The 26,636-nt window shown below is 32.9% G+C and carries 26 protein-coding genes and 1 tRNA gene; 11 read left to right on the forward strand and 16 right to left on the reverse strand.

Translation table 11 applies throughout. The features are described from left to right. The first annotated feature begins 29 nt into the window (after nucleotides 1-29). Nucleotides 30-1,799 (forward strand): ABC transporter ATP-binding protein, encoded by a 1,770-nt coding sequence (locus tag HM984_RS03560; RefSeq protein WP_179348149.1) that lies wholly within the window; start codon nucleotides 30-32, stop codon nucleotides 1,797-1,799. Here HM984_RS03560 and HM984_RS03565 read toward each other — a convergent pair. From HM984_RS03565 to folP, 5 genes are all read right to left on the reverse strand, one after another. Beyond that, nucleotides 1,796-2,614, reverse strand: coding sequence for a DUF3667 domain-containing protein (locus HM984_RS03565; protein WP_179348150.1), 819 nt, complete (start codon nucleotides 2,612-2,614; stop codon nucleotides 1,796-1,798). The two genes, HM984_RS03560 and HM984_RS03565, sit on opposite strands and share 4 nt — an antisense overlap. Before the next feature lie 3 nt (nucleotides 2,615-2,617). Further along, nucleotides 2,618-3,406 carry a DUF3667 domain-containing protein gene (locus HM984_RS03570; RefSeq protein WP_179348151.1) on the reverse strand — a complete coding sequence of 263 codons (789 nt, stop codon included), beginning with the start codon at nucleotides 3,404-3,406 and terminating at the stop codon, nucleotides 2,618-2,620. Then, nucleotides 3,406-4,188: a diadenylate cyclase CdaA gene (gene cdaA, locus HM984_RS03575; protein ID WP_020896432.1), complete on the reverse strand. Its 783-nt coding sequence runs from the start codon at nucleotides 4,186-4,188 to the stop codon at nucleotides 3,406-3,408. The genes HM984_RS03570 and cdaA overlap by 1 nt, the downstream gene beginning before the upstream one ends. Nucleotides 4,189-4,395: 207 nt before the next feature. Next, on the reverse strand, nucleotides 4,396-5,097 hold the full coding sequence (locus tag HM984_RS03580; protein ID WP_179348152.1) for a hypothetical protein: 702 nt from the start codon (nucleotides 5,095-5,097) through the stop codon (nucleotides 4,396-4,398). 3 nt (nucleotides 5,098-5,100) lie between these two features. Beyond that, the gene (gene folP / locus HM984_RS03585) at nucleotides 5,101-5,928 is read right to left on the reverse strand and encodes a dihydropteroate synthase (RefSeq protein ID WP_179348153.1); all 828 of its coding nucleotides are present in this window, start codon (nucleotides 5,926-5,928) and stop codon (nucleotides 5,101-5,103) included. 95 nt (nucleotides 5,929-6,023) lie between these two features. On the opposite strand from folP, the gene HM984_RS03590 reads away from it, so the two are divergent. From HM984_RS03590 to tpiA, 5 genes are all read left to right on the forward strand, one after another. Next, entirely contained in the window at nucleotides 6,024-6,569 is a 546-nt protein-coding gene (locus HM984_RS03590) for a DUF1599 domain-containing protein (protein WP_115807647.1), read from the forward strand. Between the two features lie 45 nt (nucleotides 6,570-6,614). Then, nucleotides 6,615-6,968 (forward strand): four helix bundle protein, encoded by a 354-nt coding sequence (locus HM984_RS03595; RefSeq protein ID WP_179348154.1) that lies wholly within the window; start codon nucleotides 6,615-6,617, stop codon nucleotides 6,966-6,968. Between the two features lie 64 nt (nucleotides 6,969-7,032). After that, nucleotides 7,033-8,127, forward strand: a complete 1,095-nt coding sequence (locus HM984_RS03600; protein ID WP_179348155.1) for a BT_3928 family protein — start codon at nucleotides 7,033-7,035, stop codon at nucleotides 8,125-8,127. 74 nt (nucleotides 8,128-8,201) lie between these two features. Next, nucleotides 8,202-9,275 carry an ABC transporter permease gene (locus tag HM984_RS03605; protein ID WP_115807644.1) on the forward strand — a complete coding sequence of 358 codons (1,074 nt, stop codon included), beginning with the start codon at nucleotides 8,202-8,204 and terminating at the stop codon, nucleotides 9,273-9,275. 85 nt (nucleotides 9,276-9,360) lie between these two features. Further along, on the forward strand, nucleotides 9,361-10,110 hold the full coding sequence (tpiA, locus tag HM984_RS03610) for a triose-phosphate isomerase (protein ID WP_179348156.1): 750 nt from the start codon (nucleotides 9,361-9,363) through the stop codon (nucleotides 10,108-10,110). A gap of 135 nt (nucleotides 10,111-10,245) precedes the next feature. Here the strand turns inward: tpiA and HM984_RS03615 are convergent, their stop codons facing one another. After that, nucleotides 10,246-11,448 carry a porin gene (locus tag HM984_RS03615; RefSeq protein WP_179348157.1) on the reverse strand — a complete coding sequence of 401 codons (1,203 nt, stop codon included), beginning with the start codon at nucleotides 11,446-11,448 and terminating at the stop codon, nucleotides 10,246-10,248. 72 nt (nucleotides 11,449-11,520) lie between these two features. Between HM984_RS03615 and prmA the strand changes: the two genes are divergently transcribed. Both prmA and HM984_RS03625 read left to right on the forward strand, forming a co-directional pair. Beyond that, complete coding sequence (gene prmA, locus HM984_RS03620) at nucleotides 11,521-12,357, forward strand: 50S ribosomal protein L11 methyltransferase (RefSeq protein ID WP_179348158.1); 837 nt, start codon at nucleotides 11,521-11,523, stop codon at nucleotides 12,355-12,357. Nucleotides 12,358-12,423: 66 nt separating this feature from the next. Beyond that, a complete protein-coding gene (locus HM984_RS03625; protein ID WP_092468387.1) occupies nucleotides 12,424-12,696 on the forward strand; it encodes an ATP-dependent Clp protease adaptor ClpS in 273 nt (90 codons plus the stop codon). A 57-nt stretch (nucleotides 12,697-12,753) separates the two neighbouring features. Here the strand turns inward: HM984_RS03625 and HM984_RS03630 are convergent, their stop codons facing one another. The 5 genes from HM984_RS03630 to HM984_RS03650 all read right to left on the reverse strand — a co-directional run bounded on the left by HM984_RS03630 (nucleotide 12,754) and on the right by HM984_RS03650 (nucleotide 16,706). Beyond that, complete coding sequence (locus HM984_RS03630) at nucleotides 12,754-14,160, reverse strand: MBL fold metallo-hydrolase (protein WP_179348159.1); 1,407 nt, start codon at nucleotides 14,158-14,160, stop codon at nucleotides 12,754-12,756. A gap of 71 nt (nucleotides 14,161-14,231) precedes the next feature. Continuing rightward, nucleotides 14,232-15,035 carry a sulfite exporter TauE/SafE family protein gene (locus HM984_RS03635; protein ID WP_179348160.1) on the reverse strand — a complete coding sequence of 268 codons (804 nt, stop codon included), beginning with the start codon at nucleotides 15,033-15,035 and terminating at the stop codon, nucleotides 14,232-14,234. Between the two features lies 1 nt (nucleotide 15,036). Continuing rightward, the gene (locus HM984_RS03640; RefSeq protein ID WP_179348161.1) at nucleotides 15,037-15,453 is read right to left on the reverse strand and encodes a DUF6691 family protein; all 417 of its coding nucleotides are present in this window, start codon (nucleotides 15,451-15,453) and stop codon (nucleotides 15,037-15,039) included. Nucleotides 15,454-15,455: 2 nt separating this feature from the next. Then, on the reverse strand, nucleotides 15,456-16,013 hold the full coding sequence (locus HM984_RS03645) for a YeeE/YedE family protein (RefSeq protein WP_179348162.1): 558 nt from the start codon (nucleotides 16,011-16,013) through the stop codon (nucleotides 15,456-15,458). 57 nt (nucleotides 16,014-16,070) lie between these two features. Then, nucleotides 16,071-16,706 (reverse strand): Crp/Fnr family transcriptional regulator, encoded by a 636-nt coding sequence (locus tag HM984_RS03650; RefSeq protein ID WP_179348163.1) that lies wholly within the window; start codon nucleotides 16,704-16,706, stop codon nucleotides 16,071-16,073. A 118-nt stretch (nucleotides 16,707-16,824) separates the two neighbouring features. Here HM984_RS03650 and HM984_RS03655 point away from each other — a divergent pair. After that, nucleotides 16,825-16,898: transfer RNA gene (locus HM984_RS03655), tRNA-Arg, on the forward strand. Between the two features lie 152 nt (nucleotides 16,899-17,050). Here HM984_RS03655 and HM984_RS03660 read toward each other — a convergent pair. Beyond that, nucleotides 17,051-17,479 (reverse strand): organic hydroperoxide resistance protein, encoded by a 429-nt coding sequence (locus HM984_RS03660; protein ID WP_179348164.1) that lies wholly within the window; start codon nucleotides 17,477-17,479, stop codon nucleotides 17,051-17,053. A gap of 165 nt (nucleotides 17,480-17,644) precedes the next feature. Further along, the gene (locus tag HM984_RS03665; RefSeq protein ID WP_115807616.1) at nucleotides 17,645-17,797 is read right to left on the reverse strand and encodes an SsrA-binding protein; all 153 of its coding nucleotides are present in this window, start codon (nucleotides 17,795-17,797) and stop codon (nucleotides 17,645-17,647) included. Between the two features lie 422 nt (nucleotides 17,798-18,219). Between HM984_RS03665 and HM984_RS03670 the strand changes: the two genes are divergently transcribed. Continuing rightward, entirely contained in the window at nucleotides 18,220-20,322 is a 2,103-nt protein-coding gene (locus HM984_RS03670) for an endonuclease (protein WP_306455283.1), read from the forward strand. Nucleotides 20,323-20,384: 62 nt separating this feature from the next. On the opposite strand, the gene HM984_RS03675 is transcribed toward HM984_RS03670, so the two are convergent. Beyond that, nucleotides 20,385-22,619: a M56 family metallopeptidase gene (locus HM984_RS03675; protein WP_179348165.1), complete on the reverse strand. Its 2,235-nt coding sequence runs from the start codon at nucleotides 22,617-22,619 to the stop codon at nucleotides 20,385-20,387. A gap of 2 nt (nucleotides 22,620-22,621) precedes the next feature. Then, the gene (locus tag HM984_RS03680; RefSeq protein WP_179348166.1) at nucleotides 22,622-22,981 is read right to left on the reverse strand and encodes a BlaI/MecI/CopY family transcriptional regulator; all 360 of its coding nucleotides are present in this window, start codon (nucleotides 22,979-22,981) and stop codon (nucleotides 22,622-22,624) included. A gap of 167 nt (nucleotides 22,982-23,148) precedes the next feature. Here HM984_RS03680 and HM984_RS03685 point away from each other — a divergent pair, with 167 nt between their 5' ends. After that, nucleotides 23,149-24,099 (forward strand): calcium/sodium antiporter, encoded by a 951-nt coding sequence (locus HM984_RS03685; RefSeq protein WP_179348167.1) that lies wholly within the window; start codon nucleotides 23,149-23,151, stop codon nucleotides 24,097-24,099. 461 nt (nucleotides 24,100-24,560) lie between these two features. On the opposite strand, the gene HM984_RS03690 is transcribed toward HM984_RS03685, so the two are convergent. Beyond that, nucleotides 24,561-26,402: a T9SS type A sorting domain-containing protein gene (locus tag HM984_RS03690; protein ID WP_115807611.1), complete on the reverse strand. Its 1,842-nt coding sequence runs from the start codon at nucleotides 26,400-26,402 to the stop codon at nucleotides 24,561-24,563. Nucleotides 26,403-26,636 lie beyond the last annotated feature (234 nt).

A 26,636-nucleotide genomic window follows, 5' to 3' on the forward strand; every position in this document is an offset into this window, starting at 1 on the left:
AGAGGTTCCCCGTTTTTAGGGAAATAAGTATGACAGATAAAAAGAAAAAAATATTTGATGTATCGTTGTTTACACGATTGTTGAAATACATAAAACCGTACCGTACGGTTTTTGTTATTTCATTATTTTGTGTTGTTGGCTTGGCGGTATTCGGTGCTTTTAGACCTTATGTTTTAAAAGAGGCTATTGACGTTAAAATTGCAAATAAGGAGTATAATGGCTTTGTAATTTACATGGTTATAATGCTTGCATTATTAATTTTTGAAGTTGTATCGCAGTTGCTTTTTATCTATTATGCAAGTTGGTTAGGACAATCTGTGGTTAGGGATATTAGGGTGAAATTATTTAAGCACATGCTTAAGTTTAAAATGACCTATTTCGATAAATCCTCAGTTGGTGTTTTAATAACAAGAGCTGTCACGGATATGGAGCGTATTGCTGATATTTTTGGTGAAGGTTTATTCATGATTTTTAGTGACATTTTAAAAATGATTGTAGTCGCAGGATTTATGTCATTTATAAATTTAAAATTGAGCCTTATTGTTTTTGTTACAATGCCAATAGTTTTATTCGCCACTAAGATTTTTCAGAAGTATATGAAAATTGCTTTTGAAGACGTGCGTACGGAAGTTTCAAATTTGAATTCTTTTGTTCAAGAACGTGTTACAGGTATGAAAATATTACAATTGTTTACACGTGAAACTACTGAATATAAAAAGTTTAAAGCTATTAATGAACGTCATAAAAAAGGATGGTTAAAAACGGTTTGGTATAATTCTATTTTCTTTCCTATTGCAGAATTTTTAGCGTCATTAACAATGGCGATGGTTATTTTGGTAGGTGGTTTTAATGCTATTTCTGAAAATGCAGGTACAACATTGGGAGATTTAATTGCTTTTACGATGTTTATACCAATGTTGTTTAGACCTTTAAACCAAATCGCAAATAAGTTCAATACGCTTCAAATGGGAATGGTCGCTGCAGATCGTGTTTTTAAAGTGTTAGATACAACCTCTAATATTGATGATTCTGGTACTATTGAAGCCAGTCATTTTAAAGGACATATTTCATTTGAAGATGTACGATTCTCTTATATTAAAGATGAAGAAGTTCTTAAAGGTATTTCGTTTAATGTTAAAGCTGGTGAAACCGTTGCTATAGTTGGGGCAACAGGAGCTGGAAAATCTACTATTATTAATTTATTGAATCGTTTTTATGAAATCAATTCAGGAACTATAAAAGTTGATGCTATCGATATTAAGGACATGACCTTAAGCTCGCTTAGAAGCCAAATTGCAGTAGTGTTACAAGATGTGTTTTTATTTGCGGATACTATTTTAAATAATATCTCGCTTAATAATCCTAACATTACAGAAGCCGATGTTGTAAACGCTGCTAAAGCCATAGGAATTCATGAGTTTATTTCTAGTCTTCCTAATGGGTATCATTATAATGTAAAAGAACGTGGTGTCATGTTATCTTCTGGTCAACGTCAATTAATTTCTTTCTTAAGAGCTTATGTGACTAATCCGAGTATATTAATTTTAGATGAAGCCACATCTTCTGTAGATTCCTATTCTGAGCAACTTATACAAGATGCAACCGATAAAATCACAAAAGGAAGAACCTCAATTGTAATTGCTCACCGATTAGCTACGATACAGCAGGCTGATAAAATTATTGTGATGGATGCAGGAGAAATTGTTGAAATTGGCACGCACAAATCACTTCTGGCAAAAGAATCAGGGTATTACAAAAACCTTTATGAAGTTCAGTTTTTAAAGGTTGAAGTGGCTTAATTTGCTTTAGAAGCTTCTTCTCCTATTTTTTTGCCAGCTTCAAAGGCTGGTCCAAATGTTTCTTGTAAATCACCTGTGAAGAACAATACAACAAACACAATTATTGTAATAATAACGAAGGTTATTCCTAACACAACAAAAAACAATAATGTTCTAACTATAATATCAGAAGTGCTAAGTTCTAATAGTCGTTTAAGAACGTATGCTGAATAGATGATCATTAATGGCACCATAAGCATTCCAACAATGCTTGAGCTTATTCCTAAGACTCCTAAAGTAATTATGACTATTGCACTGGCTATTGATATTTGTGCTTGTATATACATAAAAACAACAAGCAACTCTGTGTAGTTGTATTTTTTGATATTGAAGAATGTAATCCGAGCCATTAAAGCATACAAAGGCACATATAGCATCATTAGTATGGATTGATACTCTTCAATAAATGACATATTCTTTTTCTGAAACTCTTCTTGACCAGAAATAGTCATTTGAGAAAAATCGAAGGTTTCGGGAAAGAATTTTTTAACTATTATAAGGTAAAACCCAGATATGGTTATGGCTAATGCAAAATAGCTAATGACATTAACGTATTTTTTTCGTGTACCATTTACGTAACCATCTATAACATCTTCCGGTTGTTTAAAAAGTTGAACAAAAGTTCGCAATAACTTGTTATCATAATTGAAAAACGTTTCACTAATATGCTCAAAAAGATTTCTAAAAGTCAAACGATTTCTAATCACTTTACCACCACAGCATTTACAATAATCATCTTTTGTTGATAGCTCTGTGTGGCAGTTTTTACAATTCATAATTTAAATTTTAAAATAACCATTAAAAAATAAAACTATAGCCGCGATTATAATTAGGATAAAATAGATAACCATATAAAAAACCATCACAATTAAAAATTTAGCAACTGTATTCCAAAAATCTTCTTTAAATACTTTTTTTAATACGTATGCTAAATAGATAAAAGTAGGTAAGCCAAGAATAGTTGATACGATTAGATAATTCATACCAATAACTAAGAACAATATGCTAAATACAGCTGTTATTATGATGATTTGAGCTGAATAATAAAGATTTATAACGAGGTGTTCTGTAAAATTAAAGCGCTTATCTCCAATAATAAAATAGACTAGCCAAGTTGCTAATGAAGAAACCGGAACACCCAAAATATATATTAAACCTTGATGCTTTGTGAAGAAATCGGGATTAAAACCTGCCATAGAATTGATGTTTTTCTCTGGCATGTTTTCTATTGCTTTAGCAAACTCTGGCGTAAAATCTAAGGCGTCTCTAAAAAATGTAGTAAGTAAAAAGACCTGAATACCAGCTAATGTTAAAGCAATTGCAAAATATTGAAGGACATCAATATACTTTTTTCGAGTACCATTAATATAACCCACGATTACAGTTTCTGGTTGTTTAAAAAGATCAATGAATGTGCGAAGAAATTTATTGTCTATAGAAATAAACTGCTCATTAACTTGTTGTGCTAATACTTGTGGTTTTAAGCGATTTTGAATGATTTTCGCGCCACATTCATCACAAAACTTCTGTGATGCTTTAAGCGTGTTATTACAATTTTTACAGTTCACTAACCTAAATCGTGTTTGATTTTATCTCTAAGTTCGTCCGTGTTTTTAAACATTTCAAATTCTCCATTTTTAATATAAGAAATCTGACCTGTTTCTTCACTCACACAAAGTGCAATGGCATCTGTTTTTTCTGTAATACCAATGGCTGCTCTATGACGTAAACCAAAACGTTCCGGAATATTCTTCTCGTTATTAACAGGAAGAATAACACGTGTGGCTTTTACCACGTTTTTATCGATAATAATGGCGCCATCATGTAATGGGCTATTTTTAAAAAAGATACTTTCTATAATGGGCTGAGACACTAAAATATTCATCTCATCTCCGGTGTTTGTTAAGAAATCTAAATTGTTGTTACGCTCAATAACAATTAAAGCTCCGGTGTTAGACGCTCCCATTTTATTACAAGCATTAATAATAGAATCCACATCGGTTGTGGTTTGATCGTCGTTTTTAAGAAACTTAAAGTTTTTAAACAGATTTCGCTTTCCGCTAATATTCGTAGAACCCACCATTAAAAGAAACTTTCTAATTTCGGGTTGAAATACGACGATTAAAGCGATAATACCAACTTTCATAAAACCATCAAAAATGCTGTAAAGCATGTGCATATTGAGGTAATCTGTTAATCGCCAAGCAAAATAAATGATTAGAATACCAATAAAAATATTGATGGCAACCGTACCTTTTACAAGCTTGTAGATGTAATAGAGTAGGATAGCCACAAGGAAGACATCCACAAAGTCTATAAATCTAAAATCCCAAAGTTGTAAGTTTTCCAAAAGGCTGGTGTTTCTGCTAATTTAGTAATTTATGTTAAGTACGTAAGTAAAAATAATAATTGTTAGCTCATTTACTTTTTCGATATTAAAATATTTACACCCCTAAAGTCCCCTCAAGGGGACAATCCAAGAACGTTTAATTTGTCCGTTGTCCCCTTGAGGGGACTTTAGGGGTGTTTTTTCAAAACGTATAAATCTTTTTTTTATTTAATAAATGAATTCGTTAAAATCCACCGAAATTAAATCTGAATTAAGAGAATTAATTTTTCTTCTAATTGTTATATAATCTTGAAATGATAAATTCTCATCGAAGTAGAGTTGTAAATGAATTCCGATAAAATTAATTTCCGTCAACTTGTCGAGTTTATTTTTTAACTCATAGATTTTTGATTCTTGTTCACCAATTTCGAAGTGATTACTGTCTTTAAAGATTAATGGAATTGTTGAGCAGGCATGGAAACCTGCAACTCTTTTCAAGTTTTCTTCGGTAGGTATGTTGTATTTATGATAGACCGTATCAATTTTGATATTTTCTTTAAATACCACATCCGTAAACTCAATAAACCCCAAACTCCCGATACTCGTATCATTACAAGTAAAATAATTTTTGGCATTCTCGTTTTTGTGCATTTTAGCATTTCGCTTTTTTTCTTGCATCAATATAATCTTAGGAATCGCTTGTTTTAAGGTTAAGCGCTTATCTACATTCACTAACCAATTGGTTGTGCTAATTAAATTTTTGCGATTCAATAATGTAGAATCGGGCGCTGTTTCATCATAAAAAATATAAGCAGGTGACACGTCTAAGACTTCGGTGATTTCGGCATTTTCGATTTCAGGCAAGTATAAAAGGCGTTCGTTATTGCAACTAAAACAGCATAAAATAATAAGTAAATAAATGTAACGCATAGGTTAATTAGATTTCAATTGGTTATAAATTGTTACACATTCCATCGCTTCTTTGACGTCGTGTGCACGTAAAATTTTCGCGCCTTTTTGTAACGCCACCATATGTAACGCAGTGGTGCCGTTGAGGGCCTTTTCAGACGTTGAATTTAGCGTTTTGTAAATCATAGATTTTCGAGATACACCAGCTAAAATAGGTTTGTCGGTAAGTTGAAGCAATTCGAGTTGATTGAGTAATTCAAAATTTTGGTCTACTGTTTTTGCGAAACCAAATCCAGGATCAATAATAATATCATTAATTTTTTCTTGGTGTGCCGCTGCGATACGTTCTGCAAAATAAGCAATCACCTCTTTAGTTAAATCAGTATATGTTGTATGCTGTTGCATGGTTTTGGGATTCCCTTTCATATGCATCATTATATAAGGGGCGCCTAATTTTCCAACGGTAGAAAGCATATTGTCATCAAGTTTTCCTGCTGAAATGTCATTAACTAGTGCACCTCCTGCTTCAATACTTTGTTTAGCAACCTCACTTCTAAAGGTGTCAATAGAAATTAAAGTATCCGAAAAATGTTTCAAGATTAATTTAATGATAGGAATGACGCGGTTTAATTCTTCTTCCTCACTAATAGCATCAGCATTTGGTCTAGAACTATAACCACCAATATCAATAAAAGTAGCTCCATGGTTTAGCATGGTTTCAACTTGATTTAAAATAGCAGTTTCATCTTTATATTTTCCACCATCAAAAAACGAATCTGGCGTAACATTCAATATACCCATCACTTTTGGTGTGGATAAATTGATTAATTTTCCTTTACAATTTATATTCATGTTTACTCTAAAAAAGGCGTTAAGAAAACTTTAAACCCCAAACTTTGAACTTCTAATTTATTTATGCGAAATTTACGGAAATTATAACGTAATAGATGCAAGATACTTCAAAACAATACGATGCTGTTATCGCTAAATGTAGAGCGCTTTTTGTAAATAAAATGAGTGATTATGGGAGTGCATGGCGCATTTTAAGATTGCCATCTTTAACCGATCAAATTTTTATAAAAGCACAGCGCATTAGAGGATTGCAACAAAATGCGGTTAGAAAAGTAGATGAAGGAGAGGTAAGTGAATTTATCGGTATTATTAATTATTGTTTAATGGCTTTAATTCAGTTAGAAAAAGGTGTTGTTGAACAACCCGATTTAAACACTGAAGAAGCGGCTAAACTTTACGATGAAAAAATTGCACTCACCAAACAATTAATGCTCGATAAAAATCACGATTATGGTGAGGCTTGGAGAGATATGCGTGTAAGTTCGTTAACGGATTTAATCTTACAGAAATTATTACGTGTAAAGCAGATTGAAGACAATGCAGGAAAAACACTAGTAAGTGAAGGTATTGATGCTAATTATCAAGACATGATTAATTATGCGATTTTTGCTTTAATTCACTTAGGTGAATCAAAGCAATGATCAAAATAGAATTCCGATAGTTATCGGAACTAAATTCCAAGAGATTTGGGAAAAGATAAAATTTACAATTTAGAAGATAGAACCTTTGCGTTTGCTAGAGACTGTCGTTTTTTGGTTCGGAATTTAAAAAAGACAATTTCGAATTTAGAAGATTGTAAACAATTGGTGAGATCGTCCGGTTCAGTTGGGGCAAATTATATTGAAGCTAATGAAAAGTTAGGGGATAAAGATTTAAAGTTTCGATTAAGAATTTCTAGAAAAGAGGCAAAAGAAAGTGAGTATTGGCTGAAGCTTTTAAAGGAATTAAACGAAACTCATAAAGACAGAATTGAAGAATTAATTTTAGAAGCGAGCGAACATAAGAAAATTCTCTCTGCCATTATAAACAAATTGAAGTAGAACAATAAAGTTGAATGTTAGGTTTTTTGGAATTTAGTTTTTGATTTTTGGAATTAAAATATTTATGAAATACATTGTACATCTTAGCAGAATTTTTACAGGAATATTATTTATTATTTCAGGGTTTATAAAACTGAATGATCCGCTTGGTTTTTCATACAAACTAGAAGAATATTTTGGGTCTGATGTTTTAAATTTAGAATTCCTAATTCCGTATGCCCTTGGTATTTCAGTTATTGTTGTGGTTTTTGAAGTCGTTTTAGGAGTCTTCTTATTAATTGGCTATAAACCTAAATTCACAGTTTGGAGTTTGTTATTGATGATTGTCTTTTTTACGTTCCTAACGTTTTATTCGGCGTATTTCGATAAAGTAAAAGACTGTGGTTGCTTCGGTGATGCCTTAAAATTAACACCATGGGAAAGCTTTACCAAAGATGTGGTGCTATTAGTGCTTACTTTAATTTTGTTTTTCGGTGTAAAACATATCAAACCTATATTTTCTAAATTGCCAACAACAGTGATTGCACTATTGAGTTTTGTTGTGTCGCTTTGGTTTGGGTATCATGTATTAATGCATTTGCCATCTATAGATTTTAGAGCCTATGCGATTGATAAAAACTTATCTGAAGAAATGGCTATTCCAGAAGATGCTCAAAAACCAATTTTAGAATACACATGGACATTTAATGTCAATGGAGAAGAGCAAGAGTTTGTGACCAATGGAAGTTATCCTAGTGTAGATGGTGAGTATGTTGGAGTAGAAACTAAGACTATAGACGAAGGGTATATTCCTGCCATTCAAGATTTTTCTATTGAATCTGATGAAGAAGATTTAACAGGGTATTTCTTAGAACAAGAAAAATTAGTAATGGTAACCATGTACAACGTCACCAAAGGCGAAGCAGAAGGTATGGCAAAGTTGAAATCGTTTACAGATGAGGCTATTAAAAAAGGCTATACTGTAATTGGTTTATCGTCATCTGGTGCTGCGGATAAAGCGCAAGCAAAAGCAGAATATAATTTTAATTTCGATATTTATCTCTGTGACGAAAAAGTAGTTAAAACCATTGTGCGTGCAAATCCTGGAATCATCATATTAAACAAAGGAACTGTTGTAAACAAGGCGCATTGGAATGATATTGAAGATATTGAGTTATAGTTTATAACGTAGTATTTTAGTGTCAATTTTTAATTAAATGATGTTTTAACGGAGTTTTATAACAACCTATTTTTTTGATAAGATATTTAATCAATAAAATCTTCTATGCCTTTATCACCTTACTAGGTGTTATAACCGTCATTTTCTTTTTATTTAATAAACTTGGTGACCCTGCAAAAATGATGCTCGGACAAAACCAATCAGAAGAACAAGTCGCTGCGGTAAAGAAGAAATACGGATTTGATAAGCCTATCGGAACGCAGTTTTTATATTACCTGAATGATTTGTCACCAATTTCGTTTCACTCTAAAACGGAAAATGATTATACCTATTTAAGCCCAAATAAGTATACAGCAACAGAACTATTCAGCTTTGGGAATACCACTACGGTTATAAAAGCGCCGTATTTACGAGAGTCCTTTGCTAAACAAGGAAAGAAAGTAAGTCATATTATTGGTGAAACCATTCCAAATACGTTTGTTTTAGCAATTTCTGCTATTATTATCGCCATTGCCTTAGGTATTGTTTTCGGTATTATTTCGGCTTTATATAAGGACACTTGGATCGATAAAACAATTCAGATTTTAAGTACGTTTGGTATGAGTGTACCGTCCTTTTTTAGTGCCATTTTATTTGCATGGTTATTTGGTTTTGTATTACATAAATACACCAATTTAGAAATGACAGGTAGTTTATACGAACTCGATGACTTTGGCGAAAAGATGCGTATTCAATGGAAAAACTTAATCCTTCCAGCAATCGTTTTAGGGATTAGACCATTAGCCGTTGTGATTCAGTTAATGCGAAACTCGCTATTAGAAGTTTTAAACCAAGATTATATAAGAACGGCGCGAGCTAAAGGCTTGAGTGAGTTTCAGGTGATTAAAAATCATGCGGTTAAAAATGCTTTAAACCCTGTAGTTACTGCAATTTCAGGTTGGTTTGCATCGATGTTAGCAGGAGCTGTTTTTGTGGAATATATTTTTGGGTGGAACGGCTTAGGGAAAGAAATTGTAAATGCACTTAATACTTTAGATTTACCAGTAATAATGGGAGCTGTTTTAGTGATAGCGATTATATTTATTACGATTAATATTTTTGTAGATATCATTTATGCTTGGTTAGATCCAAGAGTGAAGTTATCATAATGAAATACTGACAATTGTCAATTTACTTTCATCTTTATTATGTTATTTTTGTGTACTGAAATTAAAAATTTAATATACTTATATTATGAGAAAACATATCGTAGCCGGAAACTGGAAAATGAATAATGATTTACCGCAATCGGAACTTCTGATAACAGATTTGTTAAAACAAAATCAAACATCAGATGCTGAGGTTATGATTGCACCAACGTTTACCAACTTATGGCAAGCGTTTGAATCTTTAAGACAAGAGTCTATAGAGGTTATTGCTCAGAACATGCACTTTGCTGAAAACGGAGCATATACTGGTGAAATTAGCGCTAGTATGTTAAAAAGTATCGGAGTTAAAACGGTTATTTTAGGTCATAGTGAGCGTCGTGCGTATTATAATGAAACGGACGAATCGTTAGCTAAAAAAGTGGATGCCGCTTTAGCAAATGATATGAGAACAATCTTCTGTTTTGGTGAAGAATTACAAGATAGAAAATCTGAAAATCATGAAGCTGTTGTAGAAGGTCAGATTAAAAATGCATTATTTCATTTAGAAGCTGATGCCTTTAAAAATATCGTATTAGCTTATGAGCCAGTTTGGGCCATCGGAACAGGCGAAACTGCTAGTCCAGAGCAAGCACAAGATATGCATGCCTTTATCAGAAAAACACTAGCTGATAAATATGGTAACGATGTTGCTGATTCTGTTTCTATCCTTTATGGTGGAAGTGTAAAGCCAGGAAACGCTAAAGAGATCTTTGGAAAACCAGATGTAGATGGTGGTTTAATTGGAGGAGCCGCACTTAACGCAGAAGATTTCTATGCGATTGTAAATGCATTCTAAAAAATCTTAACTTAGAAACTAAGTTTATAATAAATTAAAAAGTCCTTAAACCCTTGGAGATATCCAATGTGTTTAAGGACTTTTTTTTGCTTGAAATCTAAGTTGTTTTCTAGATTTCAATAAGTGTGAATTAGACTATATCCCTATTTCAACCTGAAATCTTAAATACCAATTGCTAGTAGTGCTAGAATCTAAATAGTTTAACTCTGTATTTGTAACTTCGGCTTGTAATTTTAAAGCATGTTCCCAAATATACTTCGTAACACCAAGACTGTATTGATTGGTTTGTGGTGTTAATGCTTCAATATCTTTGTGTGGTTCTTGGTAAGAATAACGGCCAATAACTTCGTAGTTATTGTCAAAAATATAACTCAATTGGGTGTCAAATCCATTTCCTGTAAAAACGTATTGAGAATCTAAAGCATCATCCGGATTAAACGTTATGGGATCATCAGCAGTTCTCTGCATATAAGCCGTTTGAAACGCCCAGCCATTATATTTTACAATAGCATCTAAAAATAAGGATTGTATGTCGCGTTGCGCAAACAACTCATCACCAATAGTACCACGTGTTCTTCGGGCATTATTATTGTAATGGTAAACACCAGAGAGCATTAATTTTGGTCTTTTTTCACGTTTTATATCTCCTTCAAATAACATGCCGTTACTTTTAAAAGCACCAAAAGGAAAGAGTTCTAAACGCCCTGTAAACGCTAATCCGTTATCTGGTTCCTTCGTCCAGTTTCGACCTTCACCAGTACTAATCGCTGTTTTTACATTATAAGAAAACTTGTCTTGTAAATCATTTAGATAGTAGACTTGTAAACCAAAATCTCTGTCGATATTAAAACGTGCATTGTTTATAGAGCGATCCGTAAGTTGTAAAGCTCCAGAGGAATTAATACGTTGCCTATTTCCAGGAAGTTTGGTTTGTCCGAATCCAATATTCCAATGCTCATCGGGTCTATAAAATACAATCGCATCTCTAATAATGTTAAGATTGTCACCGTCCTCAATAGCACCAACATCATTTGGTGAAAACGATAATTGAATAACATAAATAATGCTTGGGTCACCAACATAACCATCAAAACGCAAACGCAAACGTCTAATCATGGCTTCATATCCATCTTCCTCATCTTCATTATATAGAGATGTGAATCGATTTTGCATTCTAAAACGAATGTTGAGTTTAAAAATACTATCCGGTGATGTAATGCCTAGACCTTTACCATAGCTATAATACGGTAATGCAGATAGTTTAATGTCGTTGTCATCTTGAGCAATGGTTACTTGAGATAGAGCCAAAAATAGAATGCCTATAATATATTTATTCATATCATTTTAATTTGAAGCAAAAATACTAGTAACTAAATTAATGATTAGTAAATTTGCAAAAAAAAAAGATTAATGTCCGAAATATATATAGGTTACACGTTTAAAGTAAGTCCTTTACAGCCAGCAGTTGAGATTTTAATTGCAGAATTAGGTTATGCTGGTTTTGAAAGCTTTGTAGAAAATGAAGAAGGCGTCATAGCGTATATTCAAAAAGAGGAATGGAATGAAAACATTCTCGATGCTATTTATATTTTGAGTTCAGATGAATTTAAGATTGATTATACGTTTGAAGACATAGAACAAACCAACTGGAATGAAGAATGGGAGAAGAATTTTAATCCGATCGTCGTTGATGATTTGGTTTCTGTACGTGCGCCATTTCATGAGAAACGAGATGATGTAAAATATGATTTAATTATTGAGCCAAAAATGAGTTTTGGTACAGGGCATCATGAAACCACGCACATGATGATTCAACATATATTACAAAACGATTTTAAAGATAAGTCGGTTTTAGATATGGGTTGTGGAACTGGAGTTTTAGCCATATTAGCAGAAAAAGTAGGTGCTACTAAATTAGATGCTATTGATATAGATAATTGGTGTTATTTAAACAGTTTAGAAAACGTAGAACGAAATGATTGTAAAAACATTTCGGTTTATGAAGGTGATGTAACGTTATTAAATGGCAAAACATACGACAGTATTATTGCGAACATCAATAGAAATATATTATTGGCTGATATATCAGAATATGCCAAATGTTTAAATGAAAACGGATCTTTATTTTTGAGTGGTTTTTACGAGCAAGATATTCCAATTATTGAAGCAGAGTGTAATAAGCAGATGTTAAAGTTGACTAAAACTCTGCAAAAAGGACAATGGGTGTCGTTAAAATTTATAAATTAGTAGTAATTAAAAATAGAGTCTGTCACACTAAGCACTGTAGATGATGTGCTTAAAAAGATATCCACTATGACAAAAGAAAAATATTCAGAAGAACTACTTCTAGAAGAAGAAGTATTAAAACAAAACGAAATCGTATTATTTAATGACGAAGTCAATACGTTTGACCATGTTATTGATACGCTTATTTATGCCTGCGATCACATGCCAGAACAAGCAGAGCAATGTGCACTGTTAGTGCATTATAAAGGTAAGTGTACCGTAAAAACAGGTTCTTATGACGATTTAGAACCACGCTGCTCTAAGCTTTTACAAGCAGGACTTAGCGCTGAAATAGTTTAAATAAAAAATCCCACATCATGTGGGATTTTTTATTTTAGAATTGATCCGTTTAACTTTTTACAACGTTGACGGACAAACAAAATCCGTCATTTTTAAATCGGTGTCTTTAATTGCGCCAAATCCACCAGCAATATCAACAAGCTTATCAAATCCTCTTGCTTTTAAAATAGAGGCTGCAATGACAGAACGGTAACCACCTGCACAATGTACATAGTACGTTTTGTCTTTATCAACCTGATTCATGTTTTCATTAATAAGATCTAGTGAAAAATGTTGAACGCCTTCTAGATGAGTAGATTGGTATTCTCCATCTTTTCGTACATCTAATACATTAAGTTGATTTGCTTTTGCTCTATCTGCAAATTCTTCTGCAGAGATAGAATCTAAAGTTTCAATATCTTTTCCTGCTTTTTTCCAAGCGTCTAATCCGCCTTCAAGATAGCCCAAGGTGTTATCATAACCAACACGAGATAATCTTGTAACAGCTTCTTTAGATTTACCCTCAGGAACCACTAATACAATAGGTTGTTTGATGTCTTTAATTAAAGCTCCAACCCATGGTGCAAAACCACCATTCAGCCCAATAAATATAGAATTTGGAATATGACTTTTTATAAAATCAGCTTGTGTTCTAACATCTAGTACTAAAGCAGATTCATGATTTGCCATCGCTTCAAACGCTTCTGGACTAAGAGGAACGTTTCCTGTTTTTAAAACCGTATCAAACGCATCATAACCCATCTTGTTCATCATGGCATTTTTCGCAAAGTATTGTGGAGGTGGTGCAATACCATCTAAAACTTCTTTTACAAATTCAGCTTTCGTCATGTCTGCTCTTAACGCATAATTTGTTTTTTTCTGTTCACCTAAAACACCGACAGTTTCTTTACTTAAGTTTTTTCCACAAGCAGAACCAGCACCATGTGCGGGATAAACGATAACATCATCTGCTAAAGGCATAATTTTATTTCGAAGTGAATCGAATAACATTGCGGCTAAATCTTCTTTTGTTAAATCAGATTTAATGGCTAAATCTGGCCGTCCAACATCACCTAAAAATAAAGTGTCACCAGAAAAAATGGCGTGATCTTTTCCATTTTCGTCAATTAGTAAATAAGTAGCGGATTCCAAAGTATGGCCAGGTGTATGTAAAACCTTTATAGTCACATTTCCTAGTTTCAATTCTTCACCGTCAGTAGCTGTATGGATGTCGTATTCTGTAGTTGCGCCTGGGCCAAATACAATCGTTGCACCTGTTTCTTTAGCTAAATCCACATGTCCAGAAACAAAATCAGCATGAAAATGAGTTTCTAAAATATATTTAATTTTTGAGTTATTCGCTTTTGCTTTATCAAGATATTGCTGAATTTCCCTAAGTGGATCAATTATAGCAACTTCTCCTTCCGATTCAATATAGTAAGCACCTTGTGCTAAACAGCCTGTGTATAATTGTTCTATTTTCATTATTAATTTATATGTATTACAAATTTACAAAACTTCATTTTTTTGAACTGTGATAATTGTCACAAAGAGTGTTAAAACAATTCTTTGAAAATTATATAGATTGCCATGACTATGGTAAAATAGCCAAATCCACGTTTTAATTTTTTAGGACTAATTTTTTTCGACAATGCTAATCCGATAAAAATCCCAACTATTGAGATCACGGTAAACGTAATTAGAAAGCGCCAATCGATAGTTAATGTTTTTAAATCACCTAAAAATCCTATTAGGGATTGAATGGCAATTATAAACAACGATGTGCTAATGGCTTTTTTTATAGGAAGTTTTACTAATAATACTAATGCTGGTACTATTAAAAAGCCTCCTCCAGCTCCAACCAAGCCTGCCAATGCACCAATTCCTATAGCTTGCGTACCAATGGCGAAATAGTGAGTGTTATCAAATTTTGTTACGACATTTTCCCGATTGACAACTTTAGACTTAATCATTGACCAACCTGCTAAAAGCATAATAATAGCAAATAGCAACATAATAAAAAGTGAATTTGTCAACTTGAAATTACCCACAGAAAATAAAACCTCTGGTAAATTAGGGATTACTAAACTTCTTACCGTAAATACAGTAAGTATTGATGGAATTGCAAATATAATAGCCGTTTTAAAGTCTATTGTTTTTTTCTTAATGTTGCGTACAGTACCAACTAGAGCGGTGCTGCCTACAATAAAAAGAGAATAGCCAGTTGCAATTATGGGACTGAAGCCTAAAAAATAGACTAAAATTGGAACCGTTAAAATAGAACCACCTCCACCTATTAGACCTAATACAAGTCCAACGATTAAAGCGCCTATATAACCTACAATTTCAATAAAATCCATTTTAATGTGGTAGTTTATCTTTTAATAACCCATAAACATAAGTGCCTAATAAGGCCGCAGCAATAACAATTATAATTGAGAAAGCGCCTGTGCCAATTAAAATATACATAGGTCCTGGGCAAGCTCCTGATAGCGCCCAACCCAAACCAAAGATTGTTCCTCCAAGGATATAGCGTGTAAAGCCACGGTCTTTTAAAGGAACTCTTAAGGTGGTGCCTTCTGTTGTTTGTATATTTTTCTGCTTAGATATTAATAATAGAATCACACCGGTACCAACGGCAGTGCCAATAATACCATACATATGAAACGATTGAAATTTAAACATTTCAAAAATGCGATACCATGATACTGCTTCGGACTTTACTAAAACAATTCCGAAGAAAATACCGACTATAAAAAACTTTATATACTTGCCCATAATTAAAAGAGTATTGGAAAAATAAGATGAATCATTATGAGGCCTCCTAAAAAGAAACCAATAACAGCAATTAATGATGGTAATTGTAAACTACTTAATCCTGTTATAGCATGGCCAGAAGTACAACCACCTGCGTAACGTGTACCGAAGCCAACAAGAAAACCGCCTACAATAAGAAGAGACATACCCTTGATGCTAAATACAGCATCCCAACTAAATAACTCTGGAGGTAATAAACTTTGGCCAACATCGTTAAACCCAAGTTCAGTTAAGTCTTTAACCGTAGCTTCGCTGAGATCCATATTAATAGGGTTAGATAATAAATAGTGCGCTATAAAGCCACCAACGATAGCCCCTAATACAACAATGAGATTCCATTTTTGACTTTTCCAATCAAAATTAAAAAAGGCGACACGTTTACCTGCGCCTCCTATAGCGCATAGCGTTCTAAGATTAGAAGACATTCCGAAAGTTCTACCAAAATAGAGTAGTAGATACATTATGATTGCAATACATGGACCCGAAACATACCAAGGCCATGGTTGTAAAATAAATTCCATACGTTTAATTTGATACAAAAATAGCTTTATGATTTTAAGACTATGTGATAAATGTTACTAAAAGTCTAAAACCTGGATTTTGTTTCTACCGAGTTCAATTTTATTTTCTCGTTCTAATTGTTTTAATAATCGTGAAATTACAACACGTGAAGTATTTAAATCTTCGGCAATTTCTTGGTGGGTGACTTCTAAATTAGTTGAGGCCGATAATTTAACTTGGTCAGTGAGGTGTTTAAACAAGCGCTCATCCATTTTCATAAAAGCGAGCGTGTCAATTGTTTCTAGCATCTCATCGAAACGGACTTGGTAACTTTGTAATATGAAGTTACGCCAGCTTTCATTAGAATTAAACCACAGTTTCATATTGGCAATAGGAATCATTATAACCGTAACGCCTTCATCTGCAATGGCTCTAATTTTACTGGTTGATTTTGACATACAACATGTTAAAGACATCGCACAAGTATCTCCTGTCTCTAAAACATAGAGTAAAAGTTCGTCACCATCAGTGTCTTCTCGTAAAACTTTAATATTTCCTTTAATTAAAAGGGGAATAAAATTTAAGTCTTGACCTATGTCTATAATAATATCAGCCTTCTGAAAAGTTTTAAGAAACGCAACATTGGCGATGCTATCGATTAGTTCTGAGTCGAATAGGTAATTAAATGGTTGAAGTAATTCTTTAGAAATCATACTTCAAAAATAGTAATTTAAAAATTTGAAATAAATAGTTTGGCTATCATTTAATAAATGTATTATATTTGCACCCACTTAAAAAAATACCATTAGGTATTATTAAAGTGAAAATAATGGCCTCGTGGCGCAACTGAATAGCGCACTTGATTACGGCTCAAGAGGTTACTGGTTTGAATCCAGTCGAGGTCACTACTAAAACCAATACTTTCAAGCAATTTTGAAAGTGTTGGTTTTTTTGATTTATAGAATGTTTGCCTGTTTTATACAATAAAACCACGATGATCATAAAGATATACGTGGTTCTATTAATTATTTTTTAATAAATTTATTAGATCGGAATCTTATTCATCAAGTAATAAATTTAAAGTTACTGTAATATTATCGCGTGTTGCTTTACTAAAAGGACAGGCTTCATGTGCTTTTTCTACGAGGTCTTCACCTGTTTTTAAATCGACTCCTGGGATATAACAATCCAAAGTGGCTTCTAAGCAAAAGCCATCGTCATCTTTACAAAACCCAATAATAGCAGTTACACTTAATGCGTCATTATCTATTGCGATGCCTTCATTTTTAGCGACAGATTGTAAGGCTCCACCAAAACATGCTGCGTAGGCGGCACCAAAAAGTTGTTCTGGGTTTGTGCCGTCTCCACCTTTGCCTCCCATAGATTTAGGGACAGAAAGATTGTGATCTAAAGGTCCATCTTCTGATGTGATATGTCCTGTTCTTCCTCCTTCTGCTATTGTGGTTGCTTCATATAATGTTTTCATGGTCTTTTTGTTTTTAATGTTAGTATATTAAATATAATACGTTACAACTATCTAATAAAATCTTCGGTCTTAAATTTCTCATAAATTTAGATAATGATAAAAGAAAACTTTAGTTATTGATTTGTCTTGGTAGGAACGAAAGATAGAATACACCAAAAAAATTAATTAGCCTAGCGCATTCTTAGTCACATAAACACGCCAACCTATTATAGCAAGTTGAAGCTTAGAAGCTTTGCTAAGGTCTAATTGTTTTTTAGTGTAAGAAGGAAGTATGGCTTTGTTCAGTTTAGCCAGAATTTTAAAGATTTTAGTTTTCATAGTAAATTGAATAATAAATCTTTAACAAAAATAGTAAAACTTATTCTAGAACTAAGCTTTACTTTTTTTGGTTGGTAATTTAATTGGTTTTCATTTAGATTGAAGAAATAATAATTTCAATAATCAATTTAGTTAATGTCATCATAGTTTTTAAGTTTAGAGGTTAATAAATTACTTCGTTTGTTTGATTGAGATTTCAATATATAATCTAAACAATGTTCCGCCAAATGATTTGGAATAAATCGATGAATTTGGATTCTAATTTACAACTAAAAAGACCATTTGTGTTTCAATATATTGTGACTTGTCTATGATTGTGTTTCATTTTATTGTTTTAATAGTGGTTTGTGGCTTCGTTTTGATACTTTTATAGGGGTGTTTTTGAATAGGTGTCTAAATCGTAGGGGGCTTTCGTCCTGAAAATGACTAAATCTCTACGTTTGGTTATTGTTCTACATATTTTTCATGATAATTTTCACGTTTTATTTGAAGTGTTTTTCGTATTTAATACTACCGTAACAGATAGACATAATAATAGAACTATCTTTGTGAAAAAGAAAGCGATGAATAAAATTACTATTGTAGTATTACTATTAATTTCAGGATTTAGTTGGTCTCAAGTTTTAGTGATTAATGAATTAGAACCTGATAGTCCTAGTATAGATACTGACGAGTTTATTGAAATAAAATCAACAACTCCGAATTTTTCAACAGATGGCTACATATTAGTATTCTTTAATGGATCGAGTAGTGGCGGCGATAGCAGCTATTTTACATATGATTTAAATGGTTTAACAACAGATATTAATGGTTTGTTGGTTGTGGGTAGTGCGAATGTGACTCCTTTTCCACAAGCTTTAATGTCCGAAAATGTCATTCAGAATGGTCCAGATGCCGTAGGTATTTATCAAGCTTCAATAAATGATTTCCCAGAAGAAACGGTAGCAACTCAAACGAATCTAATTGATGCTATGGTGTATGGAACTAATGATTCTGATGCTACTGGTTTATTAGATAAGCTGGGTGAAACACTTCAGCATAATGATAGTGGTACTAATGCCAATCCAAAATCTATTCAACGTTATGTCGATGGTATGGGAAATGAAACGTTTTCGTCTGCAACTCCAACACCAAGAAGAGAGAATGATGGATCTGGTATTGCTATTACTGCGATTGCAATTTCAGTAACAGAAACACAGATTGGGGAAGGTGAGGCTTTTGATATTTTGTTTACATCAGATACAGAGATTACTTCAGATATAAATTTCAATATAAGTTTAGATAATTACGGATTTAATACCTCAGATTATACGGGTAATACAAATATTACAATTTTAGTTGGTGAGACTACGGCGAGTACAACAATTACAATAATTGATGATGCGGATGATGAAGGTGATGAGGTTTTAAAAATTAGATTTTTAGATTTAGTTGAACCTATCATTGCTAATAATGGTGATATTGAAATACGAGTTGTAGATAATGATTTTACAGTAGCAGCTTGGGGGACACCATTAGAGCCAACATATGGCATTGTAGAAAGTACACAACCAAATGGCTATTATAGTAATTTAGATGGTTTAGCTGATGTAGAATTGCGACAAGCATTACAAGATATTATAGCCGATCCAAGTGTTGTTAGAGCGCAGACGTATGCTGATGTTATTGATATTCTAAATGAGGCAGATCAAAACCCAGAACATAGTAATGAGGTATGGTTGGTTTATTTAGAAGAAGGACGTGCTAAATTAGATATTCAAACAAATTCTTTAAGTACGGGGAAGTGGAATAGAGAACATACATTTCCGAGATCTCGTGGTGGATTTGACAGTATAGAGGATGATGAAATTGCAGATGGGATTGATGTGTATTGGACAACCAAAGCAGACTCGTTACGTCATGGGAATTCTGATGCACATGCGTTAAGAGCTGCAGACGGACCAGAAAATAGTAGTAGAAATAACCAGTTCTATGGTCAGTATAATGGTCCAAGTGGAACAGCAGGTAAATTTAAAGGAGATGTGGCAAGAGGTGTATTCTATATGGCAGTACGTTATAATGGTTTGGAAATTGTAAACGGCTTTCCGGAAGGCAATGTTGGTGAGTTTGGCGATTTAGCAACCTTATTAGATTGGCATAGAAATGATCCGCCAGATGATTTTGAAATGAATAGAAATAACGTAATTTATAACTGGCAGAAGAATAGAAACCCATTTATAGATCAGCCAGATATGATAGAATATATTTGGGGAAATATGATTGGTGAAGATTGGGATCAGACATTAAGTGTTACTGATAATACAGAACTTAAAGTAGCTATATTTCCTAATCCTACAACAGGACGTGTTTATATTTCAGGATTAAATGCGAGTGCAGATGTTGAGGTCTATTCTATTGATGGAAAACTTTTAAAGCAATCGCAATCTGTAGAGGAGTATATAGATTTAGATGTGGCTTCTGGCTTGTACCTTTTAAAATTATCGAGTAATAATCAATCCGTGATAAAAAAAGTTATTGTAGATTAAGTAAGGTGTATTTATAAAAAAAAAGCCAAACTAAATGATTTTAGTTTGGCTTTTTTTTAGGATTAGTAACCATCGAGTTCGAGGTCACTAGTCCTTATTATTAGTTCATTTTCAGCTATTCCAAATTCTATATTGGGAATGCCATCGTTATTTCTATAGCTTGCACTACTTTTCTTTCCTTCTTTATTGTTAAGACTGATTTTTATACTTATAATCTCACCTAATTTATTGCGTTTTAACTTTGTGTATTTCACTGAGATATCCTGATTTTTCATAATGTTTTTTTGCGCTTCTAAAATGTAATTTTGACTAGTCTTTGAAATGTAAACTAAAGATGCACTTTTTGAGATGTCTTCTGTATCAATATAATTTGTGCTATATGATATGCTCCATGGATTGTCTTTTTTATTGCTTTCTTCGTTTGGAGTAAAAATAAAAGTTTTACTCTCTGTAGAGTCGTTTTTGTTTTTCGATATAACTTCTACAACTCCGTTTGTACCTTTTTCTCCGTATTTTTCTTTGGCTTCTTTTCCTTTTAAAACTGAAATACTCGAAACCGTTTCTTTAGAGTATACTTTTAATAAATCTGATTTAGATATTTCTTTACCATCAAGAATATATAATAGGTTGTCCTCATTTGGAAATTGGGCGTTCGTATCAGTATGTCTATAACTTCCTTTTACAGTGTTATTTGATTTTGTAGTAAGAACAATGACACCATTCTGCCCTTTTTTACCATAAACTTCTAGAGCGTTTTCGCCTTTTAAAACAGTCATGCTTTCAATATCATTAGCATCGATAGTTTTTAAATATTCTGACGTCGCAGGTTTGCCATTTACAATTATTAATGGTTTTGGATTCTGAGAACTAAAACGTGAGTTGTAAATTGCCTTATTGGATGGGTTATGAATTATGACTTCTTGACTGATAATTTTAGGTTTAGATCCGTCTTCATAATAAAAATCAGATTTTTTGTTGATTTGACTCTTAATCTCTAAGGAATCCATAGAGGAATGAATAGTGTCTTTATTAAAACTTAATTGACTAATTTTAGTCTTGTATTCAGGAGTTTGAGTATTAAAATAGATACTGTCTTCGATTATAAAGCTTGTATTTTTATGATCATTAGGTTGAACGACTTCAACTCCAAAACTCCCGTCATCATCCATTTTAAATTCAAAAGGAGCAATACCATCTTTGTCTTTAACATGGTAATTTGTGGTGCCATTTTCGGTTTTAAAATCAATATTTAGATTCGAAATTTCGCTGTTACTGTTGCGCTTTATATGTTTTATGGTCATGGTTACACTCTTAGACTTTAACAATGTTTTCATTTGGTCTAAGCTTTCGTCACTCATGTTTTTTGTAAACTTAACCTTGATGCTTTCGGTTGTGATGCTGTTAATAAATTCAGTGGTATTGCTATTGTTTTGAGCTTCAACATAAACAGTTTCCGTATTCATACTCATTAATAAGCCAGCTAAAAGCGGAAGAATTAAAAGGTACTTAAATAGATTTTTTTTATTTGATCTCGATTTGTTTAACATAAGTATTCGTTTTTTGATTGATGAATTATAAAAATTATTAGATAATATAGTGGCGTGATTGGCAACGCTGGTTTTTAATAATAAATGTTGGTATTCTTTTGTGGTGTTGGTAAGGGATTGTGTTTTAGAATCTGCGATATATTCTAAGTTTTGGCGCACTTCTTTTCTGTACAACCAAATTAAGGGGTTGAACCAAAATAGAATACAGGCCAATTGTGTACAGATAATATCTATAGAATGCAATTGGTTAACATGAACTTTCTCGTGTGTTAGAATAAGTTGAAGTTCTTCTGCTTCATACGATTCCGGATTATAAACAATCCATTTAAAAAATGAAAAGGGTGAAATTTTAGTATCTACAATCACATAAGTGAAATGTTGGTCTTTGTGTTTTGGATTTTTTAGAAGGAGTAAAACTAACGAGCCCAACTGAAAAACAAACTGAATAGCAAACACGATCAACCCAATACCATAGAGTATTGGAATAAGTTGAAACCAATCAAATGCGACTTCAGTTGGAGTAGTAACAAAACTTGAAGGTGTAGATGATATAAAGGTTGTTACTTCATTTGCTATAGGTTCAACAGGGATATAAACAGGAATTACGATTAAGGGGAAAATTAACGCAAGTACTAATCCCGTTAAAAGAAACCATCGGTTGTGCTCAAAAAAAGTTTCTTTTTTCAAAAAAAAGTAAAAACACACATACATTATGGCAATTACGGAGGATGCTTTTAATAGATATTCCATAATTATTTTTTGTTTTCTATTAAGGCAATAATCTCTTTTAACTCATCGACACTAATTTTTTCTTCCTTAGCAAAAAATGAAACCACATTTTTGTATGAGCTATTAAAGTAGTTTTCAATAGCGGTATTCATAAACTTGGTTTTATAGTCTTCTTTTGTTACAATAGGGAAGTACTGATGTGTTTTGCCATAGGCATTATAACTAACATAGCCTTTTTCTTCTAGATTTCTAATAATGGTAGAAAGCGTATTGTAATGTGGTTTATCAACCGATATCTCTGCTAATACATCTTTTACAAAAGCTTTTTCCAACTTCCATAAAATGTGCATTATTTCTTCTTCTTTATTTGTTAGCTTTTGCATAAACGTAAAATCTAGTGTTAGTCTTTAATTCAAATGTATAACTATTTTTGTAGTTATACAACTGTAAAAATAGTTTTATAACGAAAATTATAGTTTTAGTAGGTGTGAAAATGAAATATTATCTTTGCGCTTTTAATGGATATAAGTAATTAAAAATATAAATAGAGATGAGTGTGTTAATGGTTGTTGCAGGGTTAGCGTTGTTAGTAATTGGTGGAGATTTTTTGGTTAAAGCATCCGTTGGATTGTCTTTTAAACTTAAGCTGTCTAAGTTGGTTATTGGTATGACAGTTGTGTCTTTTGCGACGTCTGCACCAGAATTATTAGTGAGTTTGCAAGCTGCTTTAGAAGGGGTTTCGGATATTGCCTTAGGAAATGTCATCGGTTCTAATATTGCAAACATTGGCTTAGTATTAGGAATAACGGCTATTATTTCTCCATTAGCTGTAGATCGTGACTTTTATAAACTGAATTGGCCAATGATGATGTTATTGTCATTTGTACTGTATTATTTCTTAAAAAATGATGGAGTTTTAACCGCTATTGAAGGCTTGTTAATGATGATTTCTTTAGTTGTCTTTTTAGTTATTTTAATTAGAAGTTCTAGAAAATCAACTAAAGCAAACGTTGAAGAGGTAGACGATGCACTTGCTGTAGTTTCTAACTTTAAAATAGTAATGTGGTTGCTAATTGGTGCGGCAGGTTTATATTTTGGTTCTCTTTGGTTAGTAGATGGAGCTAAAGAGTTAGCGATATCTATAGGTATTAGTGATTATGCCATCTCTGTTACCGTAATTGCTATTGGTACAAGTGTACCAGAATTAGCAGCTTCTGTTATTGCGGCATTAAAGAAAGAAAAAGCTATTTCATTAGGAAACCTTATCGGTTCAAATATATTTAACATCGCTTCAGTATTAGGTCTTACAGCAATGATAAAACCTATCGTTGTTAATCCTCAAACTCCAGAGATATTATCAACAAATATATTTTGGATGATTGGTTTTGCTGCTATTTTAATTCCGTTTATAATCATCCCAAAACGTTTTGAAATAGGAAGGTTTAAAGGAGTGTTATTGTTAGGGTCTTATTTGGTGTTCATATATATGGCGCTTAAATAGATGTTGAGGTAAATTAGGAATGTACGTTGTTGATGAAGGTACGATTACCTTCTCTTAATTAGCATAAAGCATAAAGCATAAAGCATAAAGCATAAAGAGAAAGCCTCATGACCTTATAATCCGTGAGGCTTTTGTATGCGCTAGAATGGTTCATTAATTCTATTATTTCTAGCGAATAACTCAGCAAGCACTATTTTGAGTTTCTTGTTGTAACCTCTACAGTGGTTGGTCTAACAACTAAATTCTTAGCATTAAATTTAGCCTCTTATACTCGCTAGGGTAAGTTTTTAATTATATGAAATGAACGTTATGACTATTGAGTCGTTGAGGTATTAAAGCTCATTTTACACCTGTCCTCAATTGAACATAACGTCTAAAAAGTAATAGAAAAAAAAAGCCTCCTGAAAATATTTCAGGAGGCTTTGTATATAGTAATTGGAATTACTAATATGTTGCTTTACTTATTTAGTAACAACAAACTTCTTAGTAATGCTTGAGTTTCCAGTGGTAACTTTATATACATATAATCCTGCAGCTAAATTACTAGAATTAAATTCTGCTTTGTATACTTTACCTGGGTAAGCTTCCTCATTGAATACACGACCAACATTACGACCGTTAATATCAAATACCTCTATCGATACGTTACCAGTTGCTTGAGGTGTAAATTCAATATAAGATACACCATTTGTTGGGTTAGGGTATGTTCTAAAGCCTAATTCTTCAGCATTCACTGTATTTACACTAAGTAAACGTTGTTGTTCAGCGTAAGCCTGGTAATCAAATTCTTCACAAGTTCCTATAGCAATTACACCGTCAAGGTCATAACCGTCTTCCGTTGTTGTTAATTCGTCGTTATTTACAATTTTCACGTAGTAAATAAAGTTAAACCCACCAGCGTCTGAAATATCAATTGTATTATCTGATTTACATACAGTACCAGCAAAATGATAATTGATATCATCAGCAGACACATAAACATTAGCAAACTCTTTGTAACTGTCACATCCTAATGAATTACCAAAAGTAGTTTCAACAATTACTAAGTCTGGACCTTCTTGGTTGTAAACAGCACCACCAAATGTTAAAGTAACTTCTCCACCGTATCCTAATGATGTAAAGACGTAATCATCAGTTGATTCTGGCTCACCAAGTACATTGTTAGGCGTTTCAGTTCTAATAGCGTCAATAACACCACCATTCTTTTTAGTTCCTTCAACATAGTTAAAGTAATCTACAGCATAACATCCTGCAGGTGTAGGTAAAATAGGTTCTTTACAACCCGTTAAAGCAACAACACCATCTAAGTCAAAACCATCAGCAGAAATAGATCCACTAGGTGTTGTATCTACAATCTTCACCTCTGTAATATAAGATAAGAAAATAGGTGCATTGCTAATATCTAAATCGCCTGCGTCATCTGTAAGAACTGATCCAATAAGGTAAAAATCGATACCGTTTTGAGATACATAAATATCAGCAGATTCTGGGTAGCTAGCGAATGATGCGTTACCAAATGTAGTTTCAACAACTTCGATATCTGGACCTTCATTATTGTAAACAACACCATCAAAAGTTATTGTAACTTCTCCACCGTAACCTAATGATAAAAAGTTTAATGAGTCATCCATCTGAGGTTGACCTAAAGCTTTATTTGTGTCCATGCGCTCAGCAACTGTTAATGCATTTCCATTGTTATCTAATCCTGGGATATAGTTCATAGCTCCTGAACCATAACAAACATCAAGAGGAATGTCTTCACAGCCATTAACTGCTTCAATACCATCTAAATCGTAGCCATCTCCAGCTCCATATGTTATATCTGTAATTCTAATTTGAGTAACGTAATCTAAAGCAACACCTTCAAGGTCTATTGCTCCATCACGACAAACTGTACCGTATTCGATCCATGTTTCACCGTCTTGAGATAGCTCTACTAATGCCATTTCATCATCATATCCACTGCAGTTATCTCCAGAGAAAGACGTTTCATAAATCATTATATCGGTTCCGCGCTCATTGTATACAGCTCCGCCTAAAGCAAGAGTAATGCTTCCTTTCATACCTAAAGTATAAAATCCGTTAGCAGCGTTTGATTTGTCTGGTGCATTTAAAGCGGCATTAACATCTGAACGACTCGCAAGTACCGCATCACCATTTGATTGAGTGCCTTGGGTTGAGGCAATCACTTCGACAGCATTACAGCTATCTTGTGAATTACCTTGGAAGGCATTCATATTAATTGACATAAAAGTAGCAGCTCCGCATAAAACAGGAAGTAGGTGCTTAGTAAAATTTTTCATAAGTATTTGAATTTGGTTAATAACAATACAATATTATGAAGGTGTGTATTGGTAGCCCAAAAAAGGCGAAGACTATCTCAAAAAGTCGATAAAATGACGTAATTTACTATGAAAAACAGATTTTATCGTTGTAAGGGAATACTCCTTAGTTCTTATGAAACTCATAAGTATGAGCGAGATACAGTAATAAGTGAAGTTGTTTCTTGAGAAGTATGTTGCTTACTTGTAAATAAA

Source organism: Winogradskyella pacifica, assembly GCF_013403915.1.
GTDB classification, from domain to species: Bacteria; Bacteroidota; Bacteroidia; order Flavobacteriales; family Flavobacteriaceae; genus Winogradskyella; species Winogradskyella pacifica.